This window comes from Pseudomonas sp. JQ170C (assembly GCF_035581345.1).
Classification (GTDB): Bacteria; Pseudomonadota; Gammaproteobacteria; order Pseudomonadales; family Pseudomonadaceae; genus Aquipseudomonas.
Window position 1 is genome coordinate 5539438 of the sequence record NZ_CP141608.1, and the last position, 13628, is coordinate 5553065.

The 13628-nt window shown below is 62.9% G+C and carries 7 protein-coding genes; 5 read left to right on the forward strand and 2 right to left on the reverse strand.

Annotated elements, in window-relative coordinates; all coding sequences use genetic code 11:
• Positions 1-70: 70 nt before the first annotated feature.
• The gene (gene glnE, locus U9R80_RS25345; protein WP_301842233.1) at positions 71-3007 is read right to left on the reverse strand and encodes a bifunctional [glutamate--ammonia ligase]-adenylyl-L-tyrosine phosphorylase/[glutamate--ammonia-ligase] adenylyltransferase; all 2937 of its coding nucleotides are present in this window, start codon (positions 3005-3007) and stop codon (positions 71-73) included.
• Positions 3008-3435: 428 nt separating this feature from the next.
• On the opposite strand from glnE, the gene aceE reads away from it, so the two are divergent.
• The 5 genes from aceE to U9R80_RS25370 all read left to right on the forward strand — a co-directional run bounded on the left by aceE (position 3436) and on the right by U9R80_RS25370 (position 12126).
• The gene (aceE, locus tag U9R80_RS25350) at positions 3436-6081 is read left to right on the forward strand and encodes a pyruvate dehydrogenase (acetyl-transferring), homodimeric type (RefSeq protein ID WP_301842235.1); all 2646 of its coding nucleotides are present in this window, start codon (positions 3436-3438) and stop codon (positions 6079-6081) included.
• Positions 6082-6094: 13 nt separating this feature from the next.
• Positions 6095-7726 carry a dihydrolipoyllysine-residue acetyltransferase gene (gene aceF / locus U9R80_RS25355; protein ID WP_301842237.1) on the forward strand — a complete coding sequence of 544 codons (1632 nt, stop codon included), beginning with the start codon at positions 6095-6097 and terminating at the stop codon, positions 7724-7726.
• 303 nt (positions 7727-8029) lie between these two features.
• Positions 8030-10723: a putative bifunctional diguanylate cyclase/phosphodiesterase gene (locus tag U9R80_RS25360; RefSeq protein ID WP_301842238.1), complete on the forward strand. Its 2694-nt coding sequence runs from the start codon at positions 8030-8032 to the stop codon at positions 10721-10723.
• Between the two features lie 101 nt (positions 10724-10824).
• Entirely contained in the window at positions 10825-11490 is a 666-nt protein-coding gene (gene msrA, locus U9R80_RS25365; protein ID WP_301842239.1) for a peptide-methionine (S)-S-oxide reductase MsrA, read from the forward strand.
• A gap of 9 nt (positions 11491-11499) precedes the next feature.
• On the forward strand, positions 11500-12126 hold the full coding sequence (locus U9R80_RS25370; protein ID WP_301842240.1) for a glutathione S-transferase: 627 nt from the start codon (positions 11500-11502) through the stop codon (positions 12124-12126).
• A 136-nt stretch (positions 12127-12262) separates the two neighbouring features.
• Here U9R80_RS25370 and creD read toward each other — a convergent pair whose 3' ends face one another.
• On the reverse strand, positions 12263-13591 hold the full coding sequence (gene creD, locus U9R80_RS25375) for a cell envelope integrity protein CreD (protein ID WP_301842242.1): 1329 nt from the start codon (positions 13589-13591) through the stop codon (positions 12263-12265).
• Positions 13592-13628 lie beyond the last annotated feature (37 nt).

Consider the following 13628-nt stretch of genomic DNA (forward strand, 5'->3'; position numbering starts at 1 on the left):
GTGTACGCCACTCGGGCTGTAGTGTGGTCCTGGCAGGCTCCCTGCCGCCTGATTCGCCTCGTTCAACCGCTCATGTCAGACCCAGTTCGCCCCAGATCCGCCGCACCTCGCGACGCTCCTGCACAAACTGCCCGGCATCGATCACACCGGCCTGCTTCTGCAGCGCCTGACGGTGCGCCGCAGAGCGAAACGCTTTGTACACCTCGCGCAGCAGCACCGCATCGCTGGCCGGCATCAACCCGGCTTCTTCAAGCTCTTCGAGGATGCGGATGTTATCGGTCCAGCGCAGTATCGCCGGATGGTCGTGAGACCAGGCCAAAGCGGCGTATTGCACCATAAATTCGATATCGACGATACCACCGGCATCCTGCTTGATATCGAAGGGCACACCGGCGTCAAAGGCATTGGCGCCGGTGCCTGCCGCGCTGAGCTTGGTGCCCAGGTTGTCGCGCATTTTGGCGCGCATCTCGCTGACCTCGACACGCAATTTGGCCAGGTCTTGCGGCTGGCCCAGCACCCGTGCCCGCACCTCTTCAAAGGCCTTGCCCACCTGCGCGCAACCCGCCAGCACGCGCGCCCGCACCAAGGCCTGATGCTCCCAGGTCCACGCCTCGTTCTGCTGATAACGCTCGAAGGCACCCAGCGAACTGACCAGCAGGCCCGACGCGCCGGACGGACGCAGGCGCATATCCACGTCGTAGAGCTGCCCGGAGTTTGTCTGGGTGGTCAGCAAGTGAATGATGCGCTGGCCCAGGCGGGTGAAGAACTGGGCGCTGTCGATCGGCTTGGCACCGTCGGTTTCGGCCTGCGGATCACCGTCGTGGATGAACACCAGATCAAGGTCCGAGCCATGGCCGAGCTCGATACCGCCGACCTTGCCGTAGCCGACAATAATGAAGCCCGGATCACACAGGCTGCCGTCACTGCGCTTGGGCTGGCCATGGCGGGATACGGTCTGGCGCCAGGCCAGGGCCAGCACCTGGTTGAGGATGGCTTCGGCCAGCCAGGTCAGGTAGTCGCTGACCTTCATCAGCGGCAGGTTGCCGGCGATTTCCGAGGCGGCTACCCGCAAGCTGTGGGCCAGCTTGAAGTGACGCAGCGCCTCCATTTGTTGTTCGAGGTCGTCCTCGGGGATACGCGTGAGCCGCTCGCGCAGTTCGGCCGCCAGCTCCGGCGCCTGGGGCGGGCTGAACAGGCGACCTTCGTTGAGCAATTCGTCCAGCAGCAACGGGAAGCGGGTGATCTGCTCGGCGATCCACGGGCTTGCCGCGCACAGGGTCAGCAAACGACGCAGCGCCCCCGGGTTCTCGGTCAGCAGCACCAGATAAGCCGAACGCCGCGCCACCGCTTCGACCAGCGGCAGCACCCGCTCCAGCACCAGGTCCGGGTCGGCGTGTTCCACCGCCTGGGCCAGCAGGCGTGGGATAAAGGCATCCAGGCGCTCGCGCCCGAGTCGCTGCATGGCACGCAACTGCGGGCTGGCGCGCAGGCTGGCCAATTGCTTGAGCGCCTTGCCCGGATCGGCAAAACCGGCGTCTTGCAGTTGGCGGCACGCGGCCTCTTCATTCTGGGCTTCTTCCCAGAGCGGCAGCCACTCACCGCCGACAATCACTTCACCCTCTTCGCTTTCATCTTCATCGGGGTCGGCGATGACTTGGCGGAAGTGCCAGTCGACGCGCCCGCGCCAGTGCATCAGCTGGGCATGGAAGCTGTCCCAGTCGGCAAAACCGAGCATGAAGGCGATGCGCGCACGGTCCAGGTCGTCGTCCGGCAGCATCTGGGTCTGGCGATCGGCAATGGCCTGGATGGCATGCTCGGTGTAACGCAAGAACTCATAGCCTTCGCGCAGCTCGGTGATAACCGCCGGCGGCAGGTAGCCCTGGCCCTCCAGGGTGGCGAGCACCTTGAGCAAGGGCCGCTGCTGCAGGCTCAGGTCGCGCCCACCGTGAATCAACTGGAATGCCTGGGCGATGAACTCGACTTCGCGAATGCCGCCGGCCCCCAGCTTGATGTTGTCGGCCATGCCCTTGCGCCGCACTTCCTGCTGGATCAGCTGCTTCATGGTGCGCAGCGCTTCGATGGCCGAGAAGTCCAGGTAGCGCCGGTAAACGAAGGGGCGCAGCATATCCAGCAACTGCGCACCGGCTACCTGGTCGCCCGCCACCACCCGCGCCTTGATCATCGCGTAGCGTTCCCAGTCGCGGCCCTGGTCCTGGTAGTACTGCTCCAGTGCATTGAAGCTGAGCACCAGGGAACCGGCCGAGCCGTAGGGGCGCAGGCGCATGTCGACACGGAACACAAAGCCATCGACGGTGATCGGGTCCAGGGCCTTGATCAGCCGCTGGCCGAGCCGGGTGAAGAACTCCTGGTTGTCCAGCGAGCGCTTGACCCCTTCGGTTTCGCCGCCCTCGGGGAAGGCGAAGATCAGGTCGATGTCCGACGACAGGTTCAGCTCCACGGCGCCAAGCTTGCCCATGCCCAGCACCACCATGTGCTGGGGCAGGCCGCTGCGGTGGCCGATGGGTGTGCCGAACTGCTGGCAGTGGCGTGGATAAAGCCAGTGGTAGGCCTGGTCGATGCAAGCATCGGCAAGGTCCGACAGGTCACGGCAGGTCTGCACCAGATCGGCCTGGCGGTTCAGGTCGCGCCAGATGATCCGCACCTGCTGACGGCTGCGCTGGCGGCGCAGGTTGCGGGCCAGCTCGTCTTCGCTTTCGGCAGCCTGGGTCGCCGCGGCGATCTGCGCGCACAGCTCACCCGGCGCGAAAGCCCGGTCCAGCTCACCGCTCGTCTCCAGCTCAACCAGCATGGCGGGATCACGCAGGCATTGTTCAAGGACAAAATCGCTGGCCGCCGCCACCCGGGCAAACTGCGCCCAGCGCACTGGCGTCCAGTGTTCAAGTGACAGTTCTGGCTGCTGGGCCACGGCGCTGCGCAGCGATTGTTCGTTGCGGCTGACCAGCGGTGCGAGGGTGGCAGGCAGATCGACCAGCGAAGGCAGGCTCATGGTCTATCCTTGATCGGCGAGAAAGTGTGTAGGAGCGGGCTTGCCCCGCGATGCGATTTGCCTGACGAAATGCTTTCGTGGAGCAAGCCCACCCCCACCGGCGGCGGTTGGACTGTCGTACAAAAGTTAGAAATAGCTGAAAAACATGATTCTCTGGCAGAAACCATCACAGCAAACCTTTTCGTAACTTGTTTTTGACTACCGGTATCGTTTTATCCCACAACCCAAACAGCGGCCACGAGCCATATTTCTGTAGTTTTACTACTGCTTCGTCACTTCAAAAGCATGAAATGGTGATTCATTTGTAGTAAAACTACACAACGCCGGTACACTCTCCGGTAATCCAAGAATTTCATGTCGTCTGCCCAAAAGGCCAGTCGCAAACTCAGGCAACCGATTCTGGAAGCCTTTCCGCCCTGGAGCAAGCCATGCAAGACCTCGATCCCGTCGAAACCCAGGAATGGCTGGACGCCCTGGAGTCGGTTCTCGACAAAGAAGGCGAAGACCGCGCTCACTATCTGATGACCCGTATGGGCGAGCTGGCCACCCGTAGTGGCTCCCAGCTGCCGTACGCCATCACCACGCCATACCGCAACACCATCCCTGTCACCCACGAAGCACGCATGCCTGGCGACCTGTTCATGGAACGCCGCATTCGCTCGTTGGTCCGTTGGAACGCGCTGGCAATGGTAATGCGCACCAACCTGAAAGACTCGGACCTGGGCGGCCACATTTCGAGCTTCGCCTCCAGTGCCACCCTGTATGACATCGGCTTCAACTACTTCTTCCAGGCTCCGACCGACGAGCACGGCGGCGACCTGATCTTCTTCCAGGGCCACGCCTCGCCTGGCGTCTACGCCCGCGCCTTCATGGAAGGCCGCATCAGCGAAGACCAGATGAACAACTTCCGTCAGGAAGTCGATGGTCAAGGCCTGTCGTCCTACCCACACCCATGGCTGATGCCTGACTTCTGGCAGTTCCCGACCGTTTCCATGGGTCTGGGTCCGATCCAGGCGATCTACCAGGCACGCTTCATGAAGTACCTGGAAAGCCGTGGCTACATCCCTGCAGGCAAGCAGAAAGTCTGGTGCTTCATGGGCGACGGCGAGTGCGACGAGCCGGAATCCCTGGGCGCCATCTCGCTGGCTGGCCGCGAGAAGCTGGACAACCTGATCTTCGTCATCAACTGCAACCTGCAGCGCCTCGACGGCCCGGTTCGCGGCAACGGCAAGATCATCCAGGAACTCGAAGGCGTGTTCCGTGGCGGTGGCTGGAACGTCAACAAAGTGGTCTGGGGCCGTTTCTGGGACCCACTGCTGGCCAAGGACGTCGACGGTATCCTGCAGCGTCGCATGGACGAAGTCATCGACGGCGAATACCAGAACTACAAGGCCAAGGACGGCGCGTTCGTCCGTGAGCACTTCTTCAACACCCCAGAACTCAAGGCCATGGTCGAAGACCTGTCCGACGACGAAATCTGGAAGCTCAACCGTGGTGGCCACGACCCGTACAAGGTCTATGCAGCCTACCACCAGGCGGTCAACCACAAAGAGCAGCCGACCGTCATCCTGGCCAAGACCATCAAGGGCTACGGCACCGGTGCTGGCGAAGCCAAGAACACCGCGCACAACACCAAGAAGGTCGACGTCGACAGCCTGCGTCACTTCCGTGACCGCTTCGACATCCCGGTCAAGGACGAAGAGCTGGAAAACCTGCCGTTCTTCAAACCCGAAGAAGGCAGCGCCGAAGCCCGTTACCTGGCCGAGCGCCGTACAGCCCTGGGCGGTTTCGTACCTCAGCGTCGCGCCAAGAGCTTCAGCATTCCGACCCCGCCACTGGAAACCCTCAAGGCTATCCTCGACGGTTCCGGCGATCGCGAAATCTCCACCACCATGGCCTTCGTGCGGATCCTCGCGCAGCTGGTCAAGGACAAGGAAATCGGCCAGCGCATCGTTCCGATCATTCCGGACGAAGCCCGTACCTTCGGTATGGAAGGCATGTTCCGCCAGTTGGGCATCTACTCGTCCGTCGGCCAGCTCTACGAGCCAGTCGATAAAGACCAGGTGATGTTCTACCGCGAAGACAAAAAAGGTCAGATTCTCGAAGAAGGCATCAACGAAGCGGGCGCCATGTCCTCCTTCATCGCTGCCGGTACTTCGTACTCGAACCACAACCAGCCGATGCTGCCGTTCTACATCTTCTACTCGATGTTCGGCTTCCAGCGTATCGGTGACCTGGCCTGGGCCGCTGGCGACAGCCGTACCCGTGGCTTCCTGATCGGCGGTACCGCCGGCCGGACCACCCTCAACGGTGAAGGTCTGCAACACGAAGACGGTCACAGCCACCTGCTGGCCGCGACCATCCCGAACTGCCGCACCTACGATCCAACCTACGGCTACGAGCTGGCGGTGATCATCCAGGACGGCATGAAGAAGATGACCGAAGAGCAACAGGACGTCTTCTACTACATCACCGTGATGAACGAAGCCTACACCCAGCCAGCCATTCCGGCCGGCGCCGAGGAAGGCATCATCAAGGGCATGTACCTGCTCGAGGAAGACACCCGCGAAGCGGCACACCACGTACAGCTGATGGGCTCCGGCACCATCCTGCGTGAAGTGCGTGAAGCGGCGAAGATCCTGCGTGAAGAGTTCAACGTCGGCGCCGACGTCTGGAGCGTCACCAGCTTCAACGAACTGCGTCGCGACGGCCTGGCCGTAGAGCGCAGCAACCGCCTCAAGCCTGGTCAGAAGCCGCAGATCACCTACGTCGAAGAGTGCCTGGCTGGCCGTAAGGGCCCGGTCATTGCCTCCACTGACTACATGAAGCTGTTCGCCGAACAGATTCGCCAGTGGGTGCCGAGCAAAGAGTTCAAAGTCCTGGGTACCGATGGTTTCGGTCGCAGCGACAGCCGCAAGAAGCTGCGTCACTTCTTTGAAGTCGACCGTAACTTCGTCGTGCTGGCTGCACTGGAAGCCTTGGCTGACCGTGGCGATATCGAACCTAAGGTCGTGGCTGAAGCCATCACCAAGTTCGGCATCGACCCGGACAAACGCAACCCACTGGACTGCTGAGGAGTATTTTTAAGTGAGCGAACTCATTCGCGTACCTGACATCGGCAGCGGTGAAGGTGAAATCATTGAGCTGTTCGTCAAAGTCGGCGACCGCATCGAGGCTGACCAGAGCCTGCTGACCCTGGAGTCCGACAAGGCCTCCATGGAGATCCCGGCCCCCAAGGCCGGTGTGATCAAGTCGCTGAAGGTCAAGCTGGGTGACCGCCTGAAAGAAGGCGACGAGCTGATGGAACTGGAAGTCGAGGGCGCAGCTGCTGCGCCCGCGGCTCCGGCCGCCGCACCGGCTGCCGAAGAGAAGCCTGCTGCAGCCCCGGCTGCGGCAGCTGCTCCGGCGCCGGCTGCTGCCCCTGCTGCTGCCACCGTCCAGGACATCCACGTTCCGGACATCGGCTCCTCGGGCAAGGCCAAGATCATCGAAGTCCTGGTCAAGGTCGGCGACACCGTCGAAGCTGACCAGTCGCTGATCACCCTGGAATCGGACAAAGCCTCGATGGAGATCCCGTCTCCAGCCGCAGGCGTTGTCGAAGCCGTGATCGCCAAGCTCGACGACGAAGTCGGCACCGGCGACCTGATCCTCAAGCTGAAAGTTGCAGGCGCTGCACCGGCCGCCGCTCCAGCTCCTGCTGCCGCCTCGGCGCCAGCCAAGGCTGAAGCTGCACCGGCTGCTGCTCCGGCACCGGCTGCTGCCCCTGCCGCCGCGCCAACGGCTGCCCCTGCTGCTGCCAGCGGTGCCAAGGTTCACGCCGGCCCTGCCGTGCGTCAGCTGGCCCGCGAGTTCGGCGTCGAGCTGGGCGCCGTTGCCGCCACCGGCCCGCACGGTCGCATCCTCAAGGAAGACGTGCAGGTCTACGTCAAGGCCATGATGCAGAAGGCCAAGGAAGCCCCGGCCGCCGGTGCAACCGGTGGTGCAGGCATCCCGCCGATCCCGGAAGTCGACTTCAGCCGCTTCGGCGAAATCGAAGAAGTGCCGATGACCCGCCTGATGCAGATGGGTGCTACCAACCTGCATCGCAGCTGGCTGAACGTGCCTCACGTCACCCAGTTCGACAGCGCCGACATCACCGAGCTGGAAGCTTTCCGCGTGGCCCAGAAAGCCGTTGCAGAGAAGGCCGGCGTCAAGCTGACCGTACTGCCACTGCTGCTCAAGGCCTGCGCCCACCTGCTCAAGGAACTGCCGGACTTCAACAGCTCGCTGGCACCTAGCGGCAAAGCGATCATCCGCAAGAAATACGTCAACGTCGGTTTCGCCGTAGACACCCCGGATGGCCTGCTGGTCCCTGTGATCAAGAACGTCGACCAGAAGAGCCTGCTGCAACTGGCTGGCGAAGCCGCGGCCCTGGCTGAAAAAGCCCGGACCAAAAAGCTGTCGGCTGACGACATGCAAGGCGCTTGCTTCACCATCTCCAGCCTCGGCCACATTGGCGGCACCGGCTTCACGCCGATCGTCAACGCGCCGGAAGTGGCGATCCTGGGTGTTTCCAAGGCCACCATCCAGCCTGTCTGGGACGGCAAGGCCTTCCAGCCCAAGCTGATGCTGCCGCTGTCGCTGTCCTACGATCACCGTGTGATCAACGGCGCGGCCGCTGCACGCTTCACCAAGCGTCTGGGCGACCTGCTGACCGACATCCGCACCATGCTGCTGTAATGCTGTTCCCTGTCTCCTCCTGCCGGGGGAGACAGGCTCCCTTTTCGAGCTGCCACGCTCGTACCTCAACCCCGTCACTTTGGCGGGGCTTTTTTTTGCCTGGAATACACCCATCCCACCCCGTAGGAGCAGGCTTGCCCCGCGATGCGGTGTGTCTGTTGGATAGCGATCGCGGGGCAAGCCCGCTCCTACAGTATTCCGGCGCGCTGCCGACACACTGGTATTGCTTGCTAGCCTCAAGCTCATCATGCAACCTTGCCCGTGCGCTACCTGCGCGAACAGTCTTCTTGAAGCGAGCTCTCGATGAAAAGCCAACCCGATGCCGCCAGCCGTATGGCGGCCGAGGTAGTGACGCAACTGCCAGTGCCCTCGCGGCTCGGCATGCTGCGTTTCGAGCGGCTGAACGAAGCCAGCTGGGCCCTGCTTTACCTTGATCCCGCCTGCGAGCGTCAGTTCGGCGTGGCGGCGGTCGATCTCTGCGCCCTGGTCGGCTCGCCCTACGCCAGCCTGATGGAGCCCGAGGCGCGCTACAAACTGCACGACGACATCCAGCTGCAACTGGGCCAGCGCCCCAGCTACCTGGTGCGCTACACCTTGCACACCGCGCAAGGGCCGCTGCACCTGCTGGAGCTGGGTGAAGCCTATAAACAGCACAACCGCCAGCTGCTGCGCGGCTACCTGATGGTGATCGACACCCAGCCAGGCGACGCCCCGGACCTGAGCGCCGCCGACCTTGAGACCCGCAACAACCGTTTGCAGATCGCCCTGCAGCTCAACCAGCGCGCCCAGCAGGAGCAACTGGAACACCTTGAGCGGGTAAGCGCCCAGCAGGAGCTGATCCTGCACCTGGCGCGCCACCGCTACACCGCCAGCAACTCCCTGCTCGAAGCCGCCGAGCTGATCACTCGCAGCGCCTGCGAGATCTACAGCATCGACTGCGCCAGCATCTGGCACCTCGAAGGCCAGCGCCTGGAGCCGATTTCCGCGTACTACCGCGAAACCCAGCAATACACCCTGCCCGAACCCATCGACGTAGGGCGCTTTCCCGACTACCTCGACGCCCTGCACACCAGCCGCGCCATCGACGCCCATAACGCCAGCCACGACCCGCGCACCCGCGAGATGGCCGAGAGCCTGCGCCCGCGCGATATCAACGCCATGCTCGATGCCAGCATCCGCATCGATGGCCAGGTGGTTGGCGTGCTGTGCCTGGAACACACCGGCTCGCCCCGGGCCTGGCAGTCGGACGAGATCGCCTTTGCCGGTGAGCTGGCCGACCAGTTTGCCCAGGTCATCAACAACCACAACCGCCGCACCGCCACCAGCGCCCTGCACCTGTTCCAGCGGGCGGTAGAGCAAAGCGCCAACGCCTTCCTGCTGGTCAACCGCGATGGCGTGGTCGAGTACGTCAACCCAAGCTTCACCGCCATCACCCAGTACAGCACCGACGAGGTCCACGGCCAGCGGCTCTCGGAACTGCCAGCCCTGGAGAACCTCAGCGAACTGCTGTTCGACGCACCGTCGAGCCTGGCCATCGGCAACAGCTGGCAAGGCGAATTCAAGAGCCGGCGCAAGAACCTTGAGCCCTACTGGGGCCAATTGTCGATTTCCAAGGTCTACGGCGACAACCGCGAACTGACCCACTACATCGGCATCTACGAAGACATCACCCAGAGCAAACTGGCCCAGCAGCGCATCGAGCGCCTGGCCTACACCGACAACCTCACCAGCCTTGGCAACCGCCCCGCGTTCATCCGCAACCTCGATGAGCGCTTCGCTCGTGACAGCGACAGCCCCATCAGCCTGTTGCTGGTGGACATCGACAATTTCAAGCGGATCAACGACAGCCTCGGCCACCAGACGGGCGACAAACTGCTGATCAGCCTGGCCCGCCGCCTGCGCAACAGCCTCAGCGCCGGTGGCAGCCTGGCGCGCTTTGCCAGCAACGAATTTGCCGTGTTGCTCGAAGACACCGACCTGGACATCGGCCAGCAGGTCGCCCAGCAACTGCTGCGCACCCTCGACAAACCCATGTTCGTCGACAATCAATTGATCAACGTCACCGCGTCCGTGGGCCTGGCCTGTGCGCCCCTGCATGGCCGCGACCCGCAGACCCTGATGAAAAACGCAGGCCTGGCCCTGCACAAGGCCAAGGCCAACGGCAAACATCAGGTCCAGGTATTTACCGAGGCCTTGAACGCCGAAGCCAGCTACAAGCTGTTCGTCGAGAACAACCTGCGCCGGGCCCTGACCCAGAACGAGCTGGACGTGTTCTACCAGCCCAAGTTGTGCCTGCGCAGCGGCCGCTTGCTGGGCCTGGAGGCGCTGCTGCGCTGGAACCACCCGGAGAAGGGCATGATCCGCCCCGACCAGTTCATCAGCGTGGCCGAAGAAACCGGCCTGATCATCCCGATCGGCAAATGGATCGCCCGCCAGGCCTGCCGCATGAGCCAGCGCCTGTGCAGCGAGGGCCTGGGCAACCTGCAAGTGGCAATCAACCTCTCGCCCAAGCAGTTCTCCGACCCGGACCTGGTGGCCTCGATCGCCAACATCCTCAAGGAAGAAGCCCTGCCGCCGCACCTGCTGGAGCTGGAGCTCACCGAAGGCCTGCTGCTCGAAGCCACCGAAGACACCCACCGCCAGCTCGACCAGCTCAAGCAACTGGGCCTGACCCTGGCCATGGACGACTTCGGCACCGGCTATTCCTCGCTCAGCTACCTGAAGAAGTTTCCGATCGACATCATCAAGATCGACCGCAGCTTCATCCATGAAATCCCGGACAACCAGGACGACATGGAGATCACCTCGGCGGTGGTGGCCATGGCTCACAACCTCAAGCTCAAGGTGGTCGCCGAAGGCATCGAGACAGCCGAGCAGCTGGCGTTCCTGCGGCGCCACCGCTGCGATGTGGGCCAGGGTTATCTGTTCGACAAGCCCATTGCGGGCAGCGAGCTGGTCGAGAAACTCAAGCGCTATCCGCGTGGCCCCAGCGCCTGACAGCGGCGTAACAGTCGGGCAATATAGGGTCCATTCGCGACCCATCGCGGGGCAAGCCCGCTCCTGCACCGGCGATGGGCAACACTAAAAGAGGAACAGCTATGGTCCTGCGCTCGGAAATCCTGGTGAACAAAAACGTCCTGCCTACCGCCGAACAGGCATTGCCTGGCCGCGAAACCCCAATGACCCTGCCCGAGAAGCACTACGTGTTCAAAGACACGCCGCTGCTGGGCCCGTTCTTCGAGAACGTCGACTTTGCCATCTTCGGCCTGGGCTGCTTCTGGGGCGCCGAACGACGCTTCTGGCAGCGTGAAGGCGTGGTCAGCACCGTGGTCGGCTACGCCGGCGGCTTTACCCCCAACCCCACCTACGAAGAAGTCTGCTCGGGCCTGACCGGCCACACCGAAGTCGTGCTGGTGGTGTTCGACAAAGACAAAGTCAGCTACCGCGAACTGCTGGCCATGTTCTGGGAACTGCACAACCCGACCCAGGGCATGCGCCAGGGCAATGACATCGGCACCCAGTACCGCTCGGTGATCTACTGCACCAGCCCTCAGCAACTGGAAGAAGCCCTGGCCAGCAAGGCCGCCTACCAGGCAGAGCTGACCAAGGCCGGATTCGGTGAAATCACCACCGAGATCGACCAGGCGCCCACCGTGTACTTCGCCGAGGCCTACCACCAGCAGTACCTGGCCAAGAACCCCGAAGGCTATTGCGGCATCGGCGGTACCGGTGTGTGCCTGCCGCCCAGCCTGCAAGGCAACTGAGGAGCGATCATGTCTGCACCGACCATGACACTGTTCCACTCACCCGCCTCGCCCTTTGTGCGCAAGGTCATGGTGGTGCTGCATGAAACCGGGCAAACCAACCGGGTTGCGGTTCAAAGCATCAACCTGAGCCCGGTCGCCCCCGATGCCGACCTGAACCAGACCAACCCGGCCGGCAAGATCCCGGCCCTGCGTCTGGACGACGGCAATGTGCTGTTCGACAGCCGGGTGATCTGCGAATACCTCGACTTGCAGCATGTGGGCAACCCGCTGATCCCCAAGGAAGGCACCGCTCGCTGGAACCGCCTGACCCTCGCGGCGCTGGCCGATGCGATCATGGATGCAGCCGTCCTGACCCGCTACGAGACCTTCCTGCGCCCGCAAGAAAAGCGCTGGGACAGCTGGGTCGATGCGCAGCAGGACAAGATCCGCCGCGGCCTGGCCAACCTTGAGCAAGAACACATTGCCGAACTGGCCTCAGTCTTTGATATCGCCGCCATCGGCGTGGCCTGTGCCCTGGGTTACCTCGACCTGCGCATGCCGGACTTTGGCTGGCGCGAGCGGCAGCCAAAGCTTGCGGCGTGGTATGCCGAGGTCAGTCAGCGCGAGTCGATGCGGGCGACCGATCCTTCCTGACGGGCCTTTTCGCGGGGCAAGCCCACTCCCACAGTAGGAGCGGGCTTGCCCCGCGAACCTACCACCTGCCCTTCCCAGATAATGGCAATGTTCACCGCCATCACCGCCCCCAGGCTCCTCTCCTCCCGCAACCCGCTCATTGCCCTCTCCCGGTGCTGTACCAGTCCAACCGGCGGGTCAGCACCATGAACACACCCAACAACCCGAACAACAGCAACGTTCCCATCAGCAGCGCGTAATCCTCGGCGCTGAGCAGCCCGTAGAGCATTGCGTAGAGCACCGCCAACCCCAGGGCAAAGCCCAGCGCCCGCCACAGGCTGTGCAGCACGTGGCACAGGTAGAAGCCGATCAGCAACACACACGCCCCAGCCGACAGCAGATACGCCAAACCAAAGCCCAGGTGCTCGGACAACGACAGCAGCAACAGATAGAACAGCGCCAGCGCCGCGCCGACCAGGGCGTACTGGATCGGGTGCACGCTGAGGTTCTTGAGGACTTCAAACAGGAAGAATCCGGCAAACGTCAGGGCGATGAACAGCAGCGCATATTTGATCGCCCGCTCGCTCTTGAGGTACTGGTCCACCGGGTCGACGAAGCTGACCCCGAACGCCCGGGCACGGAAGTCTTCACAGTTGGCGTGGACCTGGCACTGGCTCAGGGCGTCTTCCAGGTTGGTGGAGAAAAACGAGGTCTGCCAGCGGGCGGAGAATCCCCCGGCGTCCACCTTGCGGCTGCTGGGCAGGTAGTTGCCGATAAAGCTTGGGTGCGGCCAGTTGGAGGCCATGCTGACGCTGGTGGTGCGGCCCACCGGTAACACATGCAGCTGGCCGGTGCCCTGCAGGCTGAGATCGAAGCGGTAATCGAGCAGGGTTTCAGCGTGAGCGTCGAGCGCACCCAGGGCGACATGCACGCCGCTGCCCAGCCAGCCCAGGCGGGTACCCGGCTGGAAGTCCAGGCGCCGGTCATTGAGCTGCAACTGCAGGCCCTTGTCGATGCCACGGATGTCGCTGATACCGACAGCCAGAAAGGCCGGCTCGAAACGGTAGTCGGCGTAGTCCTCGGTAATGCCCCATTGCGCCGGCAGCTTGAATTGACCGCTGATGTGATTGTCGGCGTGAAACAGCCGGGCCTGGTAGATCCCCCGCGAGCGCAGCTCGGTGTCGATGCTCGACTTCAGCTCGAAGGTTTCCGGGAGGAAATACAGGTGACCGTTGACCTGGCTGGTTTCCTGGGTGGTCTGGCCATCCTGGAGTTTCCAGCGCCGTTCGGTCTTGCGGTACGGCACCACCAACACCGGCCCGCTGATCTGCTGGCTGAAGCTGGAGCTCTGGGCGATGTCCTGCACGACGGTGTCACGCAGTTCCTGGCGCTCGCCAATCAGGCCGCCGATCATCAGCAGCGGGATCAACAACAGGATAATCAGGAAGGCAATCGCGCCCAGTTTGATACTCAAGGTTCGGTTCATGAAAGAGGCTCCGGTTTCGATGAGCAGAGTCTGCGCA

Excerpts from the sequence above, each read along its gene's own strand:
- glnE (WP_301842233.1), bottom strand. The coding sequence starts at position 3,007 with ATGAGCCTGCCTTCGCTGGTCGATCTGCCTGCCACCCTCGCACCGCTG.
- aceE (WP_301842235.1), top strand. The coding sequence starts at position 3,436 with ATGCAAGACCTCGATCCCGTCGAAACCCAGGAATGGCTGGACGCCCTG.
- U9R80_RS25360 (WP_301842238.1), top strand. The coding sequence starts at position 8,030 with ATGAAAAGCCAACCCGATGCCGCCAGCCGTATGGCGGCCGAGGTAGTG.
- msrA (WP_301842239.1), top strand. The coding sequence starts at position 10,825 with ATGGTCCTGCGCTCGGAAATCCTGGTGAACAAAAACGTCCTGCCTACC.
- U9R80_RS25370 (WP_301842240.1), top strand. The coding sequence starts at position 11,500 with ATGTCTGCACCGACCATGACACTGTTCCACTCACCCGCCTCGCCCTTT.
- creD (WP_301842242.1), bottom strand. The coding sequence starts at position 13,591 with ATGAACCGAACCTTGAGTATCAAACTGGGCGCGATTGCCTTCCTGATT.